16 protein-coding genes, 1 pseudogene and 1 other annotated feature are annotated in these 20,050 nt (G+C 40.8%); of the genes and pseudogenes, 15 read left to right on the top strand and 2 right to left on the bottom strand.

All coding sequences use genetic code 11. The features are described 5' to 3' along the window. The first annotated feature begins 35 nt into the window (after positions 1-35). The 9 genes and pseudogenes from A6J77_RS02060 to A6J77_RS02015 all read left to right on the top strand — a co-directional run bounded on the left by A6J77_RS02060 (position 36) and on the right by A6J77_RS02015 (position 7,038). Positions 36-763: pseudogene (locus A6J77_RS02060) on the top strand (methionine ABC transporter ATP-binding protein). Further along, positions 756-1,043: a hypothetical protein gene (locus A6J77_RS02055; protein ID WP_227645101.1), complete on the top strand. Its 288-nt coding sequence runs from the start codon at positions 756-758 to the stop codon at positions 1,041-1,043. Before A6J77_RS02060 ends, A6J77_RS02055 begins: the two are co-directional and overlap by 8 nt. 529 nt (positions 1,044-1,572) lie before the next feature. Beyond that, positions 1,573-1,810: a binding site (T-box leader), on the top strand. 101 nt (positions 1,811-1,911) lie between these two features. Further along, entirely contained in the window at positions 1,912-2,478 is a 567-nt protein-coding gene (locus A6J77_RS02045) for an NAD(P)H-dependent oxidoreductase (RefSeq protein WP_083070226.1), read from the top strand. Beyond that, positions 2,460-3,011: a GNAT family N-acetyltransferase gene (locus tag A6J77_RS02040; protein ID WP_083067863.1), complete on the top strand. Its 552-nt coding sequence runs from the start codon at positions 2,460-2,462 to the stop codon at positions 3,009-3,011. Before A6J77_RS02045 ends, A6J77_RS02040 begins: the two co-directional genes overlap by 19 nt. Positions 3,012-3,101: 90 nt before the next feature. Next, positions 3,102-3,881 carry an amino acid ABC transporter permease gene (locus A6J77_RS02035; RefSeq protein WP_083067862.1) on the top strand — a complete coding sequence of 260 codons (780 nt, stop codon included), beginning with the start codon at positions 3,102-3,104 and terminating at the stop codon, positions 3,879-3,881. Next, a complete protein-coding gene (locus tag A6J77_RS02030; protein ID WP_083067860.1) occupies positions 3,881-4,711 on the top strand; it encodes a transporter substrate-binding domain-containing protein in 831 nt (276 codons plus the stop codon). The genes A6J77_RS02035 and A6J77_RS02030 overlap by 1 nt, the downstream gene beginning before the upstream one ends. 24 nt (positions 4,712-4,735) lie before the next feature. Continuing rightward, the gene (locus A6J77_RS02025; protein ID WP_083067859.1) at positions 4,736-5,566 is read left to right on the top strand and encodes a transporter substrate-binding domain-containing protein; all 831 of its coding nucleotides are present in this window, start codon (positions 4,736-4,738) and stop codon (positions 5,564-5,566) included. An 18-nt stretch (positions 5,567-5,584) separates the two neighbouring features. Beyond that, positions 5,585-6,298, top strand: coding sequence for an ABC transporter permease subunit (locus tag A6J77_RS02020; protein WP_083067858.1), 714 nt, complete (start codon positions 5,585-5,587; stop codon positions 6,296-6,298). Further along, positions 6,295-7,038, top strand: coding sequence for an amino acid ABC transporter ATP-binding protein (locus tag A6J77_RS02015; protein ID WP_048728981.1), 744 nt, complete (start codon positions 6,295-6,297; stop codon positions 7,036-7,038). Before A6J77_RS02020 ends, A6J77_RS02015 begins: the two co-directional genes overlap by 4 nt. Positions 7,039-7,401: 363 nt before the next feature. On the opposite strand, the gene ald is transcribed toward A6J77_RS02015, so the two are convergent. Then, positions 7,402-8,514 carry an alanine dehydrogenase gene (gene ald / locus A6J77_RS02010; RefSeq protein ID WP_048728980.1) on the bottom strand — a complete coding sequence of 371 codons (1,113 nt, stop codon included), beginning with the start codon at positions 8,512-8,514 and terminating at the stop codon, positions 7,402-7,404. Between the two features lie 77 nt (positions 8,515-8,591). Then, a complete protein-coding gene (locus A6J77_RS02005) occupies positions 8,592-9,704 on the bottom strand; it encodes a hypothetical protein (protein WP_083067857.1) in 1,113 nt (370 codons plus the stop codon). Positions 9,705-9,937: 233 nt separating this feature from the next. Here A6J77_RS02005 and trmL point away from each other — a divergent pair, with 233 nt between their 5' ends. The 6 genes from trmL (at position 9,938) to A6J77_RS01970 (ending at position 20,035) form a co-directional block, all read left to right on the top strand. Beyond that, complete coding sequence (gene trmL / locus A6J77_RS01995; RefSeq protein WP_069286503.1) at positions 9,938-10,453, top strand: tRNA (uridine(34)/cytosine(34)/5-carboxymethylaminomethyluridine(34)-2'-O)-methyltransferase TrmL; 516 nt, start codon at positions 9,938-9,940, stop codon at positions 10,451-10,453. 624 nt (positions 10,454-11,077) lie between these two features. Beyond that, a complete protein-coding gene (locus A6J77_RS01990) occupies positions 11,078-12,835 on the top strand; it encodes a DUF4153 domain-containing protein (RefSeq protein WP_149315328.1) in 1,758 nt (585 codons plus the stop codon). 279 nt (positions 12,836-13,114) lie between these two features. Continuing rightward, complete coding sequence (locus A6J77_RS01985; protein ID WP_083067855.1) at positions 13,115-15,208, top strand: transglycosylase domain-containing protein; 2,094 nt, start codon at positions 13,115-13,117, stop codon at positions 15,206-15,208. A 168-nt stretch (positions 15,209-15,376) separates the two neighbouring features. Beyond that, on the top strand, positions 15,377-15,760 hold the full coding sequence (locus A6J77_RS01980; protein ID WP_026465470.1) for a YlbF family regulator: 384 nt from the start codon (positions 15,377-15,379) through the stop codon (positions 15,758-15,760). 247 nt (positions 15,761-16,007) lie between these two features. Further along, positions 16,008-17,285: a metallophosphoesterase family protein gene (locus tag A6J77_RS01975; RefSeq protein ID WP_225968949.1), complete on the top strand. Its 1,278-nt coding sequence runs from the start codon at positions 16,008-16,010 to the stop codon at positions 17,283-17,285. 2 nt (positions 17,286-17,287) lie between these two features. Then, positions 17,288-20,035, top strand: a complete 2,748-nt coding sequence (locus A6J77_RS01970; RefSeq protein ID WP_083067854.1) for an ATP-binding protein — start codon at positions 17,288-17,290, stop codon at positions 20,033-20,035. Positions 20,036-20,050 lie beyond the last annotated feature (15 nt).

Below are 20,050 nucleotides of genomic sequence, written 5' to 3'. Positions count from 1 at the left end.
TACACATGATATAGAAGAAGGTGACGAGATACACGATAGAATTTAAGCAAGTGGCCAAAGAATTCATCAATGGTAGTAACCGCATACAAGCGTTAGACCAAGTAAGCTTAAATATTCAATATCGAGAAATATTTGGCTTAGTTGGTGAAAGTGGGGCTGGTAAATCGACTTTGTTGCGGTTTATCAAGGCTCTAGAAAAGTTCTAGTAGACGATGTCCTAGTCAATGACTTATCTGGGAAAGACTTGCGAGCATTTCGAAAAGACATCAGTATGGTCTTTCAACAATTTAACCTATTAAACAATAAAACAGTTGCCGAAAATGTTGCCTTACCCTTAAGTTTGCACAAGTATGATAATCCTTTAACCGTTGATGAGGTCTTGGCCTTTGTGGGTTTAACAGATAAAAAAGACCACTACCCTAGTCAATTATCAGGTGGTCAAAAACAACCAGTGGGGATTGCCCGTGCCTTAATTACCCGCCCTAAAATCTTGTTGGCCGATGAACCAACATCAGCCTTGGATACCCGAACTACTGGCGAGATTGTGAAAGTATTAAAAGCTACCCATAAAGCCTATCCTATGACCATGATTGTGGTGACCCATGAACTTGAAGTCATTAAGGCATTATGCCAACGGGCTGCCATTTTAGAAAATGGACAAGTCAGTCAAGTAGTAACAGTCAAGCCAGGTATCCAGGCTGTTTCAGACGGAAACCAGTCTTACGCTGACCATGTATTGGAGGTGCTTGAAGGCAATGAATAACCTACAAGAATATGGTCAACGGTTGATCGAATTTCTACCCGATATCATTGAAAGACTTGGTGAAACAGGGATTATGATGAGCTTTGCCATGCTGACAGCAATTATTTTAGGCCTACATATAGGGACGATTTTATTCTTAACCAATGAGGATAACCCAAGAGAAAATAAGCTGGTCTATCAATTCTTATACTTTATCTATCATTGCCTTAAAAAAGCAGTGTGCATGCTAGGTAAGTTCCATCCGAAAATCTTTCTAGTAGAGATGAATAATCTAACTTAATTAAATAAAAACTATTAAAGAACATGACTGGTTTTTTTATAGTGGAAAACTAGATTTTAAAAGACAAATATTTTATAACTTAGACATAATTACTAATGATCATGTCTATTTTTTTTTGCGGTCATTTTTGATAGGTGCTTATTATTGATCGCTTATTCAGGTCAAATGATAACCGGAAAAGTTTATCAAATTTTTTGTCAAAAGTCTGACAAATATTGATATTAGGGTGTTTTTTAATGAATAAGATTTGCTTAAAAGACACATATAATACAATTGTTGTATTTTATGTACCATTTTTTGATCGCTATTTTTGCCACTTCTATATCAGTGATGATAGCGGTTAACGATTAAAAGAAGATGATAATCAGATGAAAACCTAAGAGGGATAAAGGGTTTTGTCCTTTTTTCAAAAAAAGGCGATCAGACGAAAGTGAATTCAGTGATTGTTTTTCATAGGCAGTAATATTGATGCAGATGCATGAGATTTGTTAAATTTACTGCAAGCAAAAGTTGCAAATCTTTTTTATAACCAATTGCTTTGATGAGTAGAGTAGTTATGCAGGTAATCGCCAGCGAGTCTGAATTTGGTGAAATCAGATGTTTACCGGTAATGAAAATGAGCTCTGAGCATCTAGTCAGTGAAAGCTGGTTAGACGGGTGGGACCGTTATTTCTTTCAGTATGTAAGGTATTTACTGGATAAGAGATTGCTCGCGAGGGCAATTTGAAAAAGGGTGGCACCGCGATCGTTAACCAATCGCCCCTTCTTAATAGACAGGGTTGTTTATTAGGGAGGGGTTTTTAATTTAAAAAAAATATCTAGATGTATGGAATCAATGAAAGCAATCACCAAAGAAAGAGGGAAGGATATGACAAAAGTAACTTTAATTGTAGGCGCAAATTCATTATCTTCACGACTGAATGGTTTGGTGGCCTATGCCCAGCAGGTGTTATTCGAATATAAGATTCAAACGCAGGTGATTCAAGTCCATATGTTACCGGCCGAAGCTTTAATGACGGCGGACTATACGGATAAGACGATTCAAGCAGTCAACCAACAGGTATTGAATTCAGATGGGGTTTTGGTATTTACGCCAGTCTTCCAAGGAAGCTACTCAGGGATTTTAAAGGCTTATCTTGATGTATTACCGCAAAAGGCGCTGCAGGACAAGGTGGTTTATGGCTTGGGTTTAGGTGGGTCGAAACACCACTTGTTGGCCTTACAATATGCTCTGGAGCCTGTCTTGAAGGAACTGGGTACAGAAGAATTGTTACAGTCAACCTTTGCAACGCAAGACCAGGTAGTGAAAGATGGTAGAGACTTTATTATCGAAGACAGTGTAACCAATCGAATAGATGAACAACTTTATAGATTTACCAGCCGTATCGGCCATGAGGTTATTAAGGAGGAAGTAAGATGGGAGAAGATCGTATAAGAATTGCTACTAAAGAGGACGCACCAGCATATTTAGCCCTTATCCAAGAGTCATTCCAAGAGGTGAAGGATTTAGGTATTGATTGGCCGTCAACAAACGCTACGTTAGAATCGGTTACTGAAAATATTGAAACGGGGATTGCTTTGGTGTTAGAGCGGGATGACCAGTTAATTTCAACTATCACGATTCGACAACCCTGGGAAAATGACAGCCCCATTTCTCACTATCCTTTCTTGTGGTGGTTTGCGACTGCGAACGAATTTAAGGGACAAGGGATTGGAAAGAAATTCCTTAAACAAGTGGAAGAGGAATTTTTGGTGAAAACTTTAAAAGCACCAGCCTATGTCTTAGGAACTTCTGGTAAGAGACATCCATGGTTATTGGATATGTATTTGAGAAATGGCTACAAAGTCTTAGGCACAAGAGAAGATCCAAATGATATCGGGGTTTCCTTGTATAAGGTCTTGATTCCTGAACGGTTTGATGAAAGCGTCCTTCGGGTTGAAGCGCCTTATTATGAGTACAAGATTTGACCATTTAATGATTTGAAATTTTAGTGAATGAAATGATAGTGATGGCTGAATAGCCGACTTAACAGTTCCAACAAATAGGAGGAAAAACTTATGTCAGAATTTTTTAAATGGGAATATGTTGTATCATTTTTCCCGAAAATATTATCCGCACTCCCTACGACACTAGCCATTGTGGCAGTTGCTACTGCAGTCGGAATGGTACTCGGCTTGGCCATTGCTTTTGTGAGAATTGAAAAAGTGCCGGTCTTGTCACAAATTAGTCAGGTGTTCGTGTCTTTCATTAGAGGGACGCCCATTCTAGTGCAATTATTCTTAATTTATTATGGGCTACCGATTATCTTTACGGCTTTAGCCAATATTGAAAAGATTGACTATGTTTACATTACATACGGTTTGAGTACGGCGGCCTTTTTCTCAGAAATCTTTCGGTCAGCAATTTCAAGTGTCGCAACCGACCAGAAGGAAGCGGCAGCCTCTGTTGGCTTGACCAAACTGCAAACCTACCGCCGAATCATTTTGCCACAAGCAGTACGAATCGCCATCCCTGCTACAGGAACCATGATTGTAAGCCTATTGCAAGATACATCACTGGCCTTCTCACTAGGGGTTATTGATGTGATTGGGAAGGTACGGGCTTTAGCGGCTTTAACGTATCGGTCGCTTGAAGGGTATTTCGTGGCAGCCATCATCTTCATCGTCTTGTCTATTGTCTTGGAGCGAGTATTTGCTTGGTTAACCAAACGATTCCAATTCCAATCGAAAGCGAAAGCTGAGGTGGCGCCAGCTGGACTTGATCCAGAGATTTTAATTAAAAATGATGAACTATTTAATACATATACACTTAGAAGTGGAAAAGGGGAGACCTACTAATGAAGAAGAAACCAGCTTTTATACGATGGGGATTATTAACTTTTGCAGCAACAGCAGTCCTTGCAGCTTGCGGGTCAGCTGAAGCGACGGATGAAGAAGTAGCATCATCGAATCCAGATGCAGAGACAGTTGTCGTTGGGACAGGGAATGGCTACCAACCATTTGTTTACTTAGATGAAAATGGCGAATTAACAGGATATGATGTGGCTGTCCTTGAAGCAATTGATGAAAAATTAGACGACTACAATTTTGAATATGAGTCTTCTGATTTCAAGAATATCTTAACCTCATTGTCAGCTGGGAAGATTGATTTAGCGGCCCACCAATATGAATACAATGATGAACGAGCGGAGAAATACCTGTACGGAGAAGTGGGTTATACCGACTACACCCTATATATTGTAAACATTACAGGCGATGAGCAGTATGCAACTTTAGATGACCTACAAGGGAAGAAAGTATTCGCTTCACCGGGATCTAACGTGGCTTACTTATTGGAACAATATAACAGTGAACATGAAAATGCAGATGAACAAATCTCCATTATTTATAACGAAGGTGCCAGTGAAATCTTTATTTCAGGTTTACAAAACGGGACCGCTGATGCAGGAATTATAACTAAGTACGACACCAACAAATACAATGAACAATTTGACGCCAACTTAGAAATTGCCTCTGAACCGATTTCGGTATCAAAAACCTACTTCTTGTATGACAAAGCTGATGAAGAGCTGAAAGAGGCTGTTGACGGTGCCTTACAAGAGTTGATTGATGAAGGAACTTTAGCAGAATTATCCATTGAATATTTAGGCGATGATTACACGCAATAAAAGTGAGAAAGTGGGATTTAGAATATGAAGAAAATGATGCAAGAAAGATTCAAAAAACAGTTTATATTTACGGGTATTGCCTCAGCCTTTTTACTAGCAGCTTGCGGATCAGCTGAAGCAACGGATGAAGAAGCCACAGCTAATCCAGATGCAGAAACCATTATTGTGGGAACAGGAAATGCTTACCAACCCTTTGTTTACCTAGATGAAAATGAAGACTTACAAGGTTATGATATTGAAGTCTTGCGGGCAGTAGACGAAAAGTTAGACCAATACAACTTTGAATATGAATCTATGGACTTCAAAAATATCCTAACGTCACTTTCAGCCGACAAGGTCCAACTTGCAGCCCACAACTACGCTTATAACGACGAGCGTGGAGCCAAATACCTATACGGGGAAGAAGCCTACAATAATTATGCCCACCATATCGTAGCTGATGAATCTACCGGTCAAGTTTACCAATCTTTAGAGGACCTTAAAGGCAAAAAGGTATTCGCGTCCCCAGCTAGCGAGGTAGCCAATATTTTGGAGACCTATAATGCTGAAAATGATGATGCCATAGAAATTGTCTACAGTGAAGTGAATGGTGAATTATTGGTTTCTGGACTACAAAACGGAACAGCGGACGCAGCCATTTTAACAAAATTTGATGTTGATAAATACAACGAACAATTCGATATCAACCTACAAGCCTCAGATGAAGCCCTAAAAAGTGCGGGTATCTACTACGTCTTCCAACAAGGCGATGAAGCATTACAAACAGCCGTTGACGGGGCCATCAAAGAATTACGACAAGAAGGCACTTTATCAGAACTTTCCATCGAAATCCTTGGTGCTGACTACACCGAATAAAGAAAGGAGGGCGCTACAATGCCCATCGATTTTACAGCAATAGCAGAGGCTTTTAAAGCAGCCGTTCCATTTATCCCAGTCACCTTGCGCTTGGCCTTTATTCCCTTATTCATCGGGATTATCTTTGGCCTACTCATCGCACTGGCACGTTTCTTCCAAGTGCCTGTCTTAAGCAAATTTCTCGCGGGTTTAATTACCATTGGAAAAGGGGTACCAGTTGTTCTAAGTTTAATGGTTGCTTACCTACTTTTCTCAGACTTGTTCGATCAAGTAGCCACTAGCTTAAGCTTGCCGATACGTTTTTCAGATATCAACCGTGAATACATTGGCATTCTTGTCCTTAGTTTCACGGCCACCATTTCCATTTCGGAGATTTTCCGTGGTGCCTTATCTGCGATTCCAAAAGACCAATGGGACGCAGCGGCATCTATTGGTTTGACTCAATTTCAAACCATTGCCCGGGTCATTTTCCCACAAATGATCCCCATCGCATTACCCATGATTTGTAGTCAATTAATCGTCTTAATCAAGGCATCTTCATTGGTATCCTTGGTCTCAGTGGTCGATGTCTTGAACGGGGCTTTAATTACAGCGACAACAAGCTATACCTTCCTAGAATCTTATATCGCAGCAGCCGTCATTTATTGGGCGCTGTCGATTACAGTGGAACAAGTATCGCAATTATTTGAACGCAACTACACCAGAAAATTTGTGAAAGGAAGTGCCCTATGATACAAGTTGAAAACATCCACAAAAAATTTGATCAAAATGAAATCCTTAAAGGGATCGATTTAACCATTAACCAAGGCGAGGTGGTCGTAATTATTGGCCCATCTGGTTCAGGGAAGACCACCTTCCTTCGCTGCCTAAACTTTTTAGAGCGTGCGGATGAAGGGTATCTGAAAATTGGTGACCAGCAAGTAGACTTTGAAAAAGTTTCTAAGAAAGAAATTCTAGATATTCGTAAGAAAACGGCTATGGTTTTCCAACAATATGCGCTATTTTCAAACCGGACGGCTTTAGAAAATGTCATTGAAGGTTTAGTGGTTGCCCGTAAAGTGCCTAAGAAAGAAGCGACAGAAAAAGGGCGTGACCTCTTAGCTAAGGTTGGCTTGGAAGGGAAAGAGGACCACTATCCACATGAACTTTCAGGTGGGCAACAACAACGGGTGGGGATAGCGCGTGCTTTAGCCCTGAACCCAGAAGTTATTCTATTTGATGAACCAACATCGGCCTTAGACCCAGAATTAGTAGGGGAAACCCTGGAAGTCATTAAAGATGTAGCCCAAAGCGGGTCTACTTTAGTCATTGTGACCCATGAAATGCAATTTGCTTATGAAGTTGCGGATAGAGTCATCTTTATGGAAAATGGCGTCATTGTTGAACAAGGGACACCTGAAGAAGTATTTGATAACACTCAAGAAGAAAGAACGCAAAACTTCCTGAAAAGAACTGCTGTATTTGCACGTTAGACTTTTGATAAACAGTTTGTAATGTCTAATGTGCATGCTAAAAATATCTTCCTTTTATATAGAAGTATTTTCAATTGATTGTGCTAGTTCTTTGTGTTCAACGACCATGGTACGTCTTGAATAGGCACGGGCAATCTTAAAAATGAACATCTGAAACGTAAGATTACTTTCAACGCTATGTCACAGGTGTGATGCTGATATCTTGGCTAACTGTCTAATAATGGTCAAAAGCGTTTTGTGATACATATCTATCTTACAAGAAGTGTTAATAGAATTTGCAAGCTTAATCAAATTTATCGATAACAAAAAAACCGCTATTCTTTTAAGAAATGGCGGTTTTTTGTTGCTGATAACAGCTTTAATTTATTTGTTTAGTAGGTCTTGGATTGGTGTGTAGTCACGGTTTTGCGATTCGGCTACGCCTTCGTGGGTCAGGTGACCTTGGTAGGTGTTGATGCCTGTTAGAATAGTTTCGCTGTTCTTGGCAGCTGCTTCTACACCTTGGTTAATGATTTGGTTGGCGAATTTCATTGTGGCGTTTGTTAAGGCCAATGTTGAGGTACGTGGTACTGCACCCGGGATATTGGCTACTGTGTAGTGGGTTACCCCATGTTTTACATAGACTGGGTCTTGGTGGGTTGTTGGGTGGGAGGTTTCAAAGTTACCACCTTGGTCAACGGCGATATCTACCAATACTGATCCAGCTTTCATGGTCTGAACCATTTCTTCGGATACGAGTACCGGCGCGCGACGACCAGTGACTAATACAGACCCAACGACAACATCCGCGTCTTTGAGGACTTGACGGATATTTTCTTCGTTGGACATTAAGGTAGTAACTTTGCCGTTTAAGATGTCTTCTAGTTGAGCGAGGCGACCAGTATTGACATCTAAAATCGTTACGCGAGCGCCCATGCCAACAGCTATTTTGGCTGCGTTGTAACCAACGGTACCACCACCAATGACAACGACATGACCGGATGCAACACCTGGTACACCTGAAAGTAAGATTCCAGAACCGCCGTTTTGTTTTTCCAGATAATGGGCACCAATTTGGATAGCCATTCGTCCAGCAACTTCAGACATAGGTGTTAGTAGGGGCAGGCTGCCATTTTCCACCATGGTTTCGTAGGCGATAGCCGTCACTTTATGGGCTAACAGGGCGTCAGTTAGTTCAAGTTCTGGTGCTAAATGGAAGTAAGCAAACAGAATCAAGCCTTCGTGGAAGTAGTCGTATTCAGACGCTAGCGGTTCTTTGACTTTGATAACCATCTCGCTGGCCCAAATTGTAGCTGGTTGATCTTCAATGCGCGCACCAGCTGCAGCATATTCGTCGTCTGTAAAGCCCGCACCGTCACCAGCACCCGCTTCAACCAATACATCGTGACCATTATTGACTAAAGTTCTTACATTACCAGGCGTTAAACCAACGCGGTCCTCTTGCGCCTTAATCTCTCTTGGTATACCAATCTGCATGTAAACATCCTTCTTTCTATTTAATGTTTGTATCAAGAACATTATACCACGAAAAGAACAATTCCCAAATTTACCTATTATTTGGCCAATAGTCTAGTTAAAGCCCGCCAAATCATCAGCAATAAGAAGATAATCCCGAAATAGCCCGCCACCACATAGACGATATTAACAAGTTGGTCAAAAGGTAGAAACAAGCCGAGGGCAGTTGCGATGAAACCTAAAACGGCCGTCGCTAACTTATTACTTATTGTGCCATCAGACGTTACGGATGCTGCCACATTCCACAACATGGACACAACCGTCGAGTAAATCGCCAATAGGATGATCACGATGAAGGCATAGCCAAGCCAAGGATGAAGTTGGTTAGCGATGGTTAAAGTCGGTACTTGTACACTCGCAATCAGTGAGAATGCCCCCATAAAAGCCATGTATAGGATGAGAATTCCCAGGGCATAGATCCCAGATGAGAAAAAAGCTGCTGCCTTCGTTTCTGTCTGGTTATTGGCTTGAATACCAATTTGGGCAATAAAACCAGCGTTTAACATAATGATCAAGCCCACATAGTTTAAAGCGGACACCAACCAATTTTCAGAGGCGGCTTGAATAGTGCCTGAAGCTACGGCATTTTGGACCATGCCAGAAGCTTGACCAAGGTCACCGTTATTAGTGGATAAACTGAGTAAACCTAATACAATGGCAAAACCGGCAATCGTGGGGCCAATATTTCCTAAAATGCTGGTGATTTTGTCCATACCCAACATCACGGTTAGGGCGGAAGCGATATACATGAAACCAGATCCTATATATACGGGGACACCAAATTGTTGTTGGATGGTGGCACCTGCGCCAGCAACCATTACGGCATAGGTTAAAAATAGGGTGATTAAGGCGATGTATTTATACAAGCCACCGATCTTATCGCCGGCAAATACCTTGAAAACGTCATTTGGACTATCTAGGTTTTCTTTGCTGGCTAAACCTGCTTTAAAGAAGGCATCGCTTGAAAAGCCTACTGTTAGGAAGGTGGCGATGACCCCTAAAATGCCTGTCCATTCGTGGGCTACAAAGTATTGCATAATTTCCTGACCGGTCGCAAATCCTGAACCGATTAAGGTCGCAGTCATCGCGCCAGCCATCACAAAGACTAGCCCCCAACTGGTCGTACTAGTGTGTTTTTTATTGTCTTTCATAGTCAATCCTTTCAAACCGATTTAGATGAAATTGCATATACCGGCGATGATTTTTCTTTTTTCCTAAAGAGTATCATAACAAAATTTAGGACCGGTGTAGATAAAAAGGCAATGAAGGCAATCATTAGAAGGGACCGAATAACTTTCAAATATGATATAATTAATGGGCGAAAGAAGCTATTTGGTTTTATATACGTGATGAAAACAGTATTTATATAGAAAGAAGCGACATAATGACTAACCATATTGTATTATTTGAACCAGAAATTCCAGCAAATACAGGAAACATTGCCCGTACTTGTGCAGCGACTGATACCCACCTACATTTGATTGAGCCTTTAGGGTTTAAAACAGATGACAAGCATTTAAAACGTGCTGGTTTGGACTATTGGAATGCTGTAGATATTACTTACCATGCGAATCTAGACGCCTTCATGGAATATCTAGGCGACAACCAATTATATTTAGTAACAAAATTTGCTAACCATGTGTATTCAGATATTGATTACGGTAATAATGATCAAGACCAAGATATCTTCTTGATGTTTGGAAAAGAAACAACAGGATTGCCTGAAGCGTTTATGCGTGCGCATGAAGACAAATGCATTCGTATTCCAATGGATGATACCCATGTTCGTTCATTGAACTTATCGAATTGTGCGGCCTTGGTGATTTATGAAGTACAACGTCAACAATCTTTTAATAAGTTAGAGTTGACCCACCATTATGAAAATGACAAATTAGATTAATCCAACTAAGCGTGGTTAGGACAAACAAATCCTAATAACGCTTTTTTTGTATCATAAGTTATCAAGAAAATTGACGGTCTTTGGTTTCATGTCTTCTCTATCATTACCTTAAAATCAGGATGTGATTCAGGGCGTTCAGGCTGGTAACACTGGAAGGAATATGCCGTGGCAAGTTTACTTGCTACAAATATTCCTGAAGTGGAGACCTGCTTGCTCTTTAGAGCTCAACTTGCAGTGGCACCGCTAAGGCAAGATAGGAAAGCTCCGCCTCTGACAAAATAAATGTGAAAATGAAATAACATTTAAACAGTGATAAATCCAAGCAAATGCATAATCTTCAATATCGATTTCACTGCAAATTTTACTAATTACGGATGTCTTGCTTTTCGATACATTGTCACCGGTGAAATTAGGAACCAATCCAAGTAAATCTAACCTTGGTAAATCGTACTAACTTCGATGGGGGAATATTTCCAAGGAACACAGATAATAGAATCACTAAGACTCGACTATAAACCAATTTTCTGCCGTATTGTGCCTACTTTCTATAATCTTAATGGTATAATAGATGAATAATAAAGCGATTTCAAAATTTATTTACCTATTTGGGAGGAGGTGCTGATGATGCGGAGGTTTCAATCTCTAGATGAATGGAAGGGTAGTTTACTACGATTTCCAATGGTAGTCGTGTTCGGTTTTATTGCAGCTGCACTATCCATGTATGTGGAACGTATGCCTTACGACCAGCCGACGATAATGGCTGAGGTGGGGATTTATGCGAGTACGGTCGGCATGTTGCTGGCGACTGTGGTCCAGGTGGCTTATGAGCGTTTTTTGAAAGATGGCAGTCGGGTTCAGGCCCTTGGCCTTCAAGGTGTGGCCGGCTTTGGGGCAGTCGTTTATTACCTCTTTGCCAGTCGGACGGGGGATTTCTACTCTAGCCACCTGTTTACCCGAACCAATATTGCCATGTTCTTGCTAACTTTATTGATTATTTGGCTACCATCGATTAAGAATGAAGGGCTGGATTTTGCCCAGAGTTGCCGGATTTGGTTTAAGTCTTTCTTCGTGTCGGCGGTTTATACCGGTATCTTAATGATCGGCATTAGCTTGGTCTTGGCTGGTTGGTCCATCCTAATCTCTAATGTTGAGGGTGAATTGTATTGGGATATCTTTTCGGTACTTATATACATTTTCTTCCCTTGGTACATCTTGTCTCAGCAGTCAGTATTCTCCCGACCTTTTGTCGAAGAAGAAGGTAAGATGTCATCTGATGTCAGCAAATTCTTAGATGTCCTTTTAACCAAAATATTTATCCCAATTGTAACGGTGTATACGGTGATTATTTTCATCTATTTCTTCTCGACATTGGGTAATTGGACGGATATTACGATTGAAATTGTGATGGTGTCCTACTTGGTGGTGGGCTGGATGGTTCTCTTCTTAGTAGCAGCGATTGAACGGGCTTATGTGGTCCGGTTTACTCAAATTTATGCGGTGGCAGTTCTGATTGCCTCGGTATTTCAAATTTACCGGTCAGTCATCTATTCTAATGTATATGGGGTGACCATGAGTCGGTATATGTTGATTCTCTTCTGCTCGATTTCAGCTGTTGGAGCGATTTTATACCTGATGAAAAATGAGTGGTTGCCGCTGGTGCTTGCGGCCGGTTTATTTGTGGCTATGATGCCACCAGTTGATGCGATTTCTGTGTCAGTGGCTAGCCAAGGGGAAATAGTCAATGATATTATTACTGACTATCCTGATTTGGTAACGGACGGCCAATTGCAATTAACGCCTGAAAATGTGGAACAGTTGGATGAAACGACGGCCCAGAAAATGAAGCAATCGCTGAGATATTTAGATAAGTACAATGAATTAGGGCGGGTGTCGTCGATACCAGAAGATTTTGATGTCTACCAGGACTTGCGGGCCTTTGACGGGGTTCATACGGACGATGATTATGACTATGACTATTCAGATAGTTATTATTTCTCAGCCCACTTAAACTTTGATGAAGGGTCTTCAACTGCTTTTACAAGTAGTGGTGGCGGTGAATTGGTCTTATTGAATGCTTACGATAGCCCGGTGACTTTCACTGCTTTAGGTAAAAATTTTAACCATGAAATGATGGACGTGACTAGGTTACAAGTGACCGATAAGGATAGCGGTGAAGCCTTAACCTTTGACCTATCTGGTCTTGAGGATTTAACGGAAGCGGAGAATATTTCTTTAACGATTGACCAAGCGACATTTAGCCAAGAATCTGATTCTTATACGGCTACCTTGGTGGTCCAAGACTTCTCTATCTATTCGTCAAGTGGTGTGGATAGTGACCGGACGGGGTCAGGCTATTTTATCTTGATACTGTCTGAAAAATAAATGTTAATTTGAATGAGGGCAAGTAGCTGGCAATTTTTGTAAAAGAAAATGCTGGTTACTTTTTTTGCTATCTTACTAAATTTATGTTAATAATCGCTTTATCCTATTGTGCTTTGTTTTGCAGCGTGCGAGAATAGGTTAAAATGTTCGACTGATCGCTTTTTAGGCAAGGCATTTTTTGCAATATCCAACCAGAGTCCGAGTGATTGTATGGGATTTCTGGTAAAATAGTAATGAAAAATGGAAAATACTGTAGACAAATAAGATAGGAAGAAAACAATGCGAAATAATTTTGAATCGAATGATCGAGATATGTATTCGGATGATTCAAATCCCACTTTGTGGCAAAAGTTCCGCAGTTTGTGGCAACGATATCGGATTACCCGATGGTTGATTTTGATCATCTTGGCTTTTGGATTTGTCTTGGAATCCTATTTACTGATAGGTGCCAAAACGACTGATGTGAGTGACTTGCCGGCAAAACTACAAGTGACAACGGAGTTTTACGACCAAGACGGCGAGTATGCTGGTGAAATTTCCAATGATGCCGGTACCTATGTTGAATTGGCAGATATATCGACCAATATTCAAGATGCGGTCATTTCAACAGAGGATAAACGATTTTATGACCACCAGGGATTTGATCCTATTGGGATTGCCCGTGCGGCTTTTGGTTATTTAACAAGTGGACAAATTGTCGGAGGTGGGTCAACCATTACCCAGCAATTAGTGAAGAATGCTTTTTTGGACAATGACCAGTCCCTAATGCGTAAGTTAAAAGAGTTGTTCTTGGCTTTTGAAATCGAGAAGAATTATACAAAAGATGAAATTTTAGAAATGTATTTAAATAATGCCTACTTCGGTAACGGTGCTTATGGGGTAGAGGATGCTAGCTTGAAATACTTTGGGGTGTCAGCATCCGAGGTGACTGTTGATAATGCAGCGGTCATTGCCGGTGCCTTGAAAGGACCAACCCTGTATAACCCAGTGGATGATTATGATGCGACGGTGGAACGCCGTAATACCATTTTACAATTAATGGCCGATAATGAATTCATCACACAAGAGGAAGTCGATGCCGCGATCAATACAGAATTGGTGCAAATGAACAATGACACCTCTAGCGATACCTATGCTTATCCTTATTACTTCGATGCGGTAATCAATGAGGCAATCGATAAATACGGCTTATCTGAAGAAGATATTATGAACGGTAATTACAAGATTTATACCAACTTAAATCAAACTTACCAAACGGAACTAGAGGCTTCATATGAGAATACATCGCTATTCCCAACGTCGCCATCTGGTGAATTGGCCCAATCAGCGTCCGTTGCGATGGACCCAGCAACTGGTGGGGTAATGGCCTCAGTCGGTGGTACCGGCGACTATTCATTTAGAGGCTTTAACCGGGCGACACAAATTTCAAGAAGCCCAGCTTCAACCATCAAACCATTATTGGTTTATGCCCTAGCCTTGGAAAAAGGCTACACTGCTCAATCTGTCATCCCTGATGAAGTACAGTCTTACGGGACCGATAACTATACGCCTGAAAACTGGAACTTTGAATCTGTGGGGGAAATTCTACTATGGGATGCCGTGGCTAAGTCGAAAAATACGTCAGCTGTTTGGTTGATGAATGAGCTCGGTGTGAATGCAGCTGTATCCAAATTAGATGACTTTGGGATTCCATATAGTGATGCCGATAAGAACTTGAGTTTAGCTTTAGGTTCATTCAGGGATGGCGGGGTATCGCCACTGCAAATGGCCTCTGCCTATTCTGCTTTCGCTAACGGTGGGGTGCGTTCTGAAGGTCAATACATTACCCGAATTGAAGACCAACAAGGGAATGTGGTTGTAGAGGAACAAGAACCGGTTCAAAACCAAGCAGTATCAGAAGAAGTAGCAGACGAGATGACTGCTATTCTAATGTCTGTTTATGATGAAGGGGGTACTGGTTCAACTATGGAACCTGAAGGATACAAGATTGCTGGTAAGACAGGTTCAGCTGAATCTGCAAACTTCTCTTCAGGGAACAAAGATGAATGGGATATTGCCTATACACCAGATGTGGTCATTGCCACATGGTTTGGATTTGATGATACCGATGAAGATACTTACTTATGGTATCAGTCAGAAGGATCATCTAAATTGGCCTTCTCAGACATCCTAGATGGCGTCTTGAATGCTAGCCCAGGAACTGAATTTACGGTGCAATCAGCTTATGATGAATATAATCAAATTCAATCTGAAGAAGCTGCAGCATCTGAAGAGTCATCGTCTGAGGTACCAACTTCTGATAGTGAATCAGAGGGCGGATCAGTCCTTGATTCTGTACAAGAATTCTTCCAAGGATTATTTGGCGGACAATAGGCCACCCCTTTTGGCTTTCAATGATTCTGAAAGCATGTTATATTGGAAAATGTAGTTGAAAAGAAGCGGCGCGACATTAAGTCGCCTGACGCTCGATTTGATAACTATTGTTAAATAGCAACTAAGGACGTGACCCAGTTGTCACATACCTAAGAACATTTTTGAGGAGTGAACATTTTGTCAAATATTTACGATACAATTAACCAATTAGAACGCGACATTCGTGAAGAAGCAGCTTATAAAGATTTAGTAGCAGCTGTTGAAGCATTAAAAAATGACCAAGAAGCATTCGATATCTACACTGAATTCCGTGCATTACAATCAAGCTTCCAATTCAAGGCTCAATTAGGGCAAGAAATTACTGAAGAAGATGAAAAAAATGCCAATGAATTACAAGAAAAATTAGCGAACAACGAAGTAATTTCTAGCTTGATGGATAAAGAACGTGCTTTAAACACTTTAGTTGAAGACATTAACAAAGGTGTTTCTGGTCCAATCAACGAAGTATACCAATCATTAGCAGAACAAGCAGAAGGACAAACAGAAGCGTAGTTCTAGTTGATTGGCAAAAATTAAATTAAAAGCGAAGCTAGTTTAACAGAGGCTTCAAGTTTAAAAGAGGGCGAGATGATCATCTCGCTCTTTTTTTATGGTTATTTTGCCAAGTTTTAGATTCTTTAAAATCCTTTAAGACGGCGTCATCTTTCACAAGTTTCTGGTCTGTATGTTAAAATAAGAATAAGGCAATTTAACAATTTCTAAGCAAGATGCCAATAAATTTATGAACGGAGTAATCAATATGGTGAGATTTATACACACAGCAGATTTGCATTTGGACCAGACCTTCAAAAATTTACCAATCAAAGACGATTACTTGCAATATGCTTTATCAGAAGCAACTTTAAATTCATTCGACAACTTAATTCAAACAGCGATTAATGAACAAGTAGACTTTTTCTTAATTGCCGGTGATATCTACCATGGGGCGCGTGCCACTTTGCGTGCGCAATTTGCCTTTTCCAACGGGATGCAACGGTTAGCTGACGCGGATATTCCAGTATACATGATTTACGGTAACCACGACTTCGATGCTGACGCTGATCACCGCTTGAAATTACCTAAGAATGTCTATATTTTCGGGGCTGAACCTGAAACGAAATACCTATCAACACCAGCTGGGGAAAGTGTGGCTATCACAGGTTTCTCTTATGATCAGCAATGGATTTCAGAAGACCGTTCAGAGGCCTATCCGAATCGTGACACCTTAGTCGACTACCACATCGGGTTGCTACACGGAGACAATTCATCTACTGATGGGCAAAAGCGGTATGCACCTTTTAACCCAAGTCAATTAGCTAGTCACGGCTATGACTACTGGGCGCTTGGTCACATTCATAAAGGACAAGTGATCTATGAAAATCCTGCTATGGTGTACCCAGGAAACATTCAAGGGGCTAGCTTCAAGGAAGACGGGGCTAAAGGCGCCTTAATCGTTAACTTAGCTAAGGGCGTCCCAGCTGAATTAGAATTTATTGAAACAGCTGAATGGCAATTTCAACATTCAACTCGTGATTTAGGTCCAGTTAACAGTCTGGATACCTTACGTAACAACATTGAAACGGCCTTGCATGAACATATCATGTTCGCAAAAGATGAGGCAGTCAATGTAATTTCTCGCATGACCTTCCTGACAGACGGAAATGAAGAGGCGCTTTACTGGTGGAATACCTATGCGGAAGAGTTATTGGAACAATTACAATGGTCTCTTCGCAATCAAAATGCCAGTCGTGAACAGAAAGTCTACTTGGTTTCACTTGATATTGAGGTGAAAGATCAGGCTGTATGGTCACCTTCACCAGTCTTCAACGAGAGCATGAAACAAGCCTTCGAAAATATTGTCGAAGACACTGACCAATACCAAAAAGTCATTGAAGACCTTGAGAAGAACGGACAATGGCAGCGACTAATTGGTTCTGCAATCGACCCAGACCAATTCAAGGCAGATATTTTGGCCAAGGCGAAAGAGAAAATCATTTTAGAGCAAGCAAGTTATAGCCAGGAACAAAGGAGATTTTAGCCATGCATATTCAACGCTTTGAGATTTTTGGGTATGGAAAATGGGTTGACCAATCCTTCCAGCTAACACCCAATTTAAATATTTTTTCTGGTTTGAATGGGTCTGGAAAAACCACCCTAATGTCATTCCTATTAAGTGTCATGTTTGGTTTCCCAAACACACGCCGTAAAAATGCTAGAAATTATGATACCAATGATAATATCAAATACGGAGGCCGTTTATACCTTACAAATACTAAATACGGGGATGTCATGATTGAACGAACCAAAACAAATGGCAAACAACAACTGACTTACACAATTAACAAAGGGGAGAAACAAGTCACAAACGATGTTTCTTTCTTGTGGAATGATTTAAGTAAGACAGATTACCTTGCCTACTTCGGTTTTTCAGAAGATGATTTAATGGACTTTGTGTGGGATGATGAAGAAGACTTTGCTAAAAGCTTGATGTCAATTGGGATGTCGGGACGCCAAGTCTTAACCGATATCACCCCTCATATGGCTAAACAGGCTGAAGAAATCTACAAGCCAAACGGTAAGAACCCAGTCTTAAACCAAAAGATCCAAGAGATTGAAACAGCTGAAGGCAGACTAACAAAGGCGCAAGATAAGGAAGCAGCTTACTTTGATTTACGCCAATCATATGAGCAAGAATCTAGTCGTTTAAGCCGTCTGCAAACCAGCTTAAAGGACGCAACAAGTGGTGAAATTCAACTGGAATTAGCCAACCAACAGTCTACATCAATGAACGAATATCTACAATTGCATGATGAACTGGAATCATTTGAATTTGTGGACTTTGAACCTGAATTGGCCAATAAATGGTTACAACATGAAAATCAAAGCCAACACATTACCCAACAATTGGCCGAATTAACGGACGAAAATGATGGGCTAGCAGCAGATGATCAAACTGCTGCAGGCAATTCTTCTGGTATGGACTGGATTTTGAACCATCCAAATGTCAGTGAACAAATGGTGGTTGAAGCCCGTGCCTTTAGAGACCGTATGCGTCAGAACGAAGAATTCAGTCAAGAATTGATTGAACGTCGTTATGAGAAGCAACGGTTAATGTCCTTACTTGGTGCTGAAGAAATGGCCGAGTTACCGGATGAATTATCCGCAGATGAAAGATCTTACTGGCAACAACGATACAAAGAATTAGAAAACAAACGCATTTTCTATAACCATAGCCAAAGTGATATGACAAACTTATCTGAAAAGGCTAGCTCTTTGGAAAATGAATACACTCAGTTATCTTATGAACGGGATGAACTTGAGGCTAATGGCCGACAAGATGACCGTTGGATCCGCTTATTTGGTAGTGTCCTTGCAGGAATGGGGATTGTCTTACTCGTTGCTTACTTTGTGACGTCAATGACCTTCCTATTTGGTGCTGGTGTGACAGCGACTATCGCAGGTATTATTATTTTGATTATTGGTATGATGGTACAAAATGCCAAGTTAAAACAATATGAAGATAAACTTGAAGCCTATGATTTAGATTTAGAAGACATTCAATCTGAATTAAACGAAGTCCACCGCAACAAAGAAATTCAAGAAGAACAATTAGCCCATTTATCTTATGAATCAACCGATATTGTGACTGAATTAGATAAATTATTAGCAGAAAAAGGTGGTTCTTCAAATATTTCTTCTCAAGTATGGTTAGAAGATACTTATGTAGATGAAATATTTAACCTAGACCACAAAATCCAACAGTTAGAAATGACCCTTGGTGTCTCTAACTTTGGTAAAGCCCACGAACAACAATGGGCTGAATATGCTAATTCACTAGAAGTTGGGGAAATCAGCGAAGATGCCTACTTCCAACAATTTGAAGATGACTATTTAGCTTTAAGACGTCAACAAGCGGACCAAGACTATGCTTCATATGAAGAACAAAGTCGTGCTAACCGTCGTCAACAATTACAAGCAGAACTATCTGCTATTAAGGCTGACCAAGAGCGAATCCTTGATCAATATAATTACCGGTCTGGTGACGAGTTACTAGCAGCCATTGACCAGCAAAAACAAATGAAACAAAAACAAAATCGTCATGATATCTTAGCTAACCACTTAGACTTAAACTTGGCCATCTACTTACAACAAGACCGTCCAGTCGACCAACAATTAACTGACTTACGTCAAAAGATTGCGGACATGGAAACAGAAATTGCGGACCTAACTCGGTCAACTGCTGACAAACGTAGCCAAATCCAGGAGATTGCTAGCGAGGGTATGGCACCAGATTTATTGCAAGCTTATCAAGCACAAGTGGATGAAGCTTATCAATTGTCTGTTGAATGGGCAGCCAACAAGTTGGCCATTGCGACCTTTGAAAAGGCTACTGTTGGGGAATCGTCAGATGTCAAAGAACGTGTTTTAACAAACGCATCGCGGTTCTTGGTTGATTTATCGGATAGCCGTTTTACCAATTTAGCCTTTAGTGAAGAGGGGATGACGGTTCGTCTAGCGGATGATTCTGAAGTGTCTGTAAACCAATTGTCTCGCGGGGAGAAAGCCTTATTATTCGTGGCTATGCGGTTCGCCTTTATGGATGCACAGCTTGGTAACATTGAATTACCGATCATTATTGATGAAGCCTTCTCACATTTAGACCGTAAATACCGGTCAAACATTTACCGCTTCTTACAAAAATTTGCGGCATCGCACCAAATTATTTTCTTCACGGTTGATGACACCTTGTTAGACCTTGTAGAAGCGCCAGCGCAACACGTACTCTAGACGTGTGCGATAGAA

The organism is Aerococcus viridans (assembly GCF_002083135.2).
Taxonomy (GTDB): domain Bacteria; phylum Bacillota; class Bacilli; order Lactobacillales; family Aerococcaceae; genus Aerococcus; species Aerococcus viridans_C.
The sequence above is the reverse complement of the archived record's forward strand: the minus strand, read 5'-3'. Positions and strand labels throughout refer to the sequence as shown.

What these genes read in the sequence shown, in the direction of transcription:
- A6J77_RS02055 (WP_227645101.1), top strand. Translation starts at nt 756, where the DNA reads ATGAATAACCTACAAGAATATGGTCAACGGTTGATCGAATTTCTACCC.
- A6J77_RS01975 (WP_225968949.1), top strand. Translation starts at nt 16,008, where the DNA reads ATGGTGAGATTTATACACACAGCAGATTTGCATTTGGACCAGACCTTC.
- A6J77_RS02005 (WP_083067857.1), bottom strand. Translation starts at nt 9,704, where the DNA reads ATGAAAGACAATAAAAAACACACTAGTACGACCAGTTGGGGGCTAGTC.
- A6J77_RS02035 (WP_083067862.1), top strand. Translation starts at nt 3,102, where the DNA reads ATGTCAGAATTTTTTAAATGGGAATATGTTGTATCATTTTTCCCGAAA.
- trmL (WP_069286503.1), top strand. Translation starts at nt 9,938, where the DNA reads ATGACTAACCATATTGTATTATTTGAACCAGAAATTCCAGCAAATACA.
- A6J77_RS02030 (WP_083067860.1), top strand. Translation starts at nt 3,881, where the DNA reads ATGAAGAAGAAACCAGCTTTTATACGATGGGGATTATTAACTTTTGCA.
- A6J77_RS02045 (WP_083070226.1), top strand. Translation starts at nt 1,912, where the DNA reads ATGACAAAAGTAACTTTAATTGTAGGCGCAAATTCATTATCTTCACGA.
- A6J77_RS02015 (WP_048728981.1), top strand. Translation starts at nt 6,295, where the DNA reads ATGATACAAGTTGAAAACATCCACAAAAAATTTGATCAAAATGAAATC.
- ald (WP_048728980.1), bottom strand. Translation starts at nt 8,514, where the DNA reads ATGCAGATTGGTATACCAAGAGAGATTAAGGCGCAAGAGGACCGCGTT.
- A6J77_RS01990 (WP_149315328.1), top strand. Translation starts at nt 11,078, where the DNA reads ATGCGGAGGTTTCAATCTCTAGATGAATGGAAGGGTAGTTTACTACGA.
- A6J77_RS01970 (WP_083067854.1), top strand. Translation starts at nt 17,288, where the DNA reads ATGCATATTCAACGCTTTGAGATTTTTGGGTATGGAAAATGGGTTGAC.
- A6J77_RS02025 (WP_083067859.1), top strand. Translation starts at nt 4,736, where the DNA reads ATGAAGAAAATGATGCAAGAAAGATTCAAAAAACAGTTTATATTTACG.
- A6J77_RS02020 (WP_083067858.1), top strand. Translation starts at nt 5,585, where the DNA reads ATGCCCATCGATTTTACAGCAATAGCAGAGGCTTTTAAAGCAGCCGTT.
- A6J77_RS02040 (WP_083067863.1), top strand. Translation starts at nt 2,460, where the DNA reads ATGGGAGAAGATCGTATAAGAATTGCTACTAAAGAGGACGCACCAGCA.
- A6J77_RS01985 (WP_083067855.1), top strand. Translation starts at nt 13,115, where the DNA reads ATGCGAAATAATTTTGAATCGAATGATCGAGATATGTATTCGGATGAT.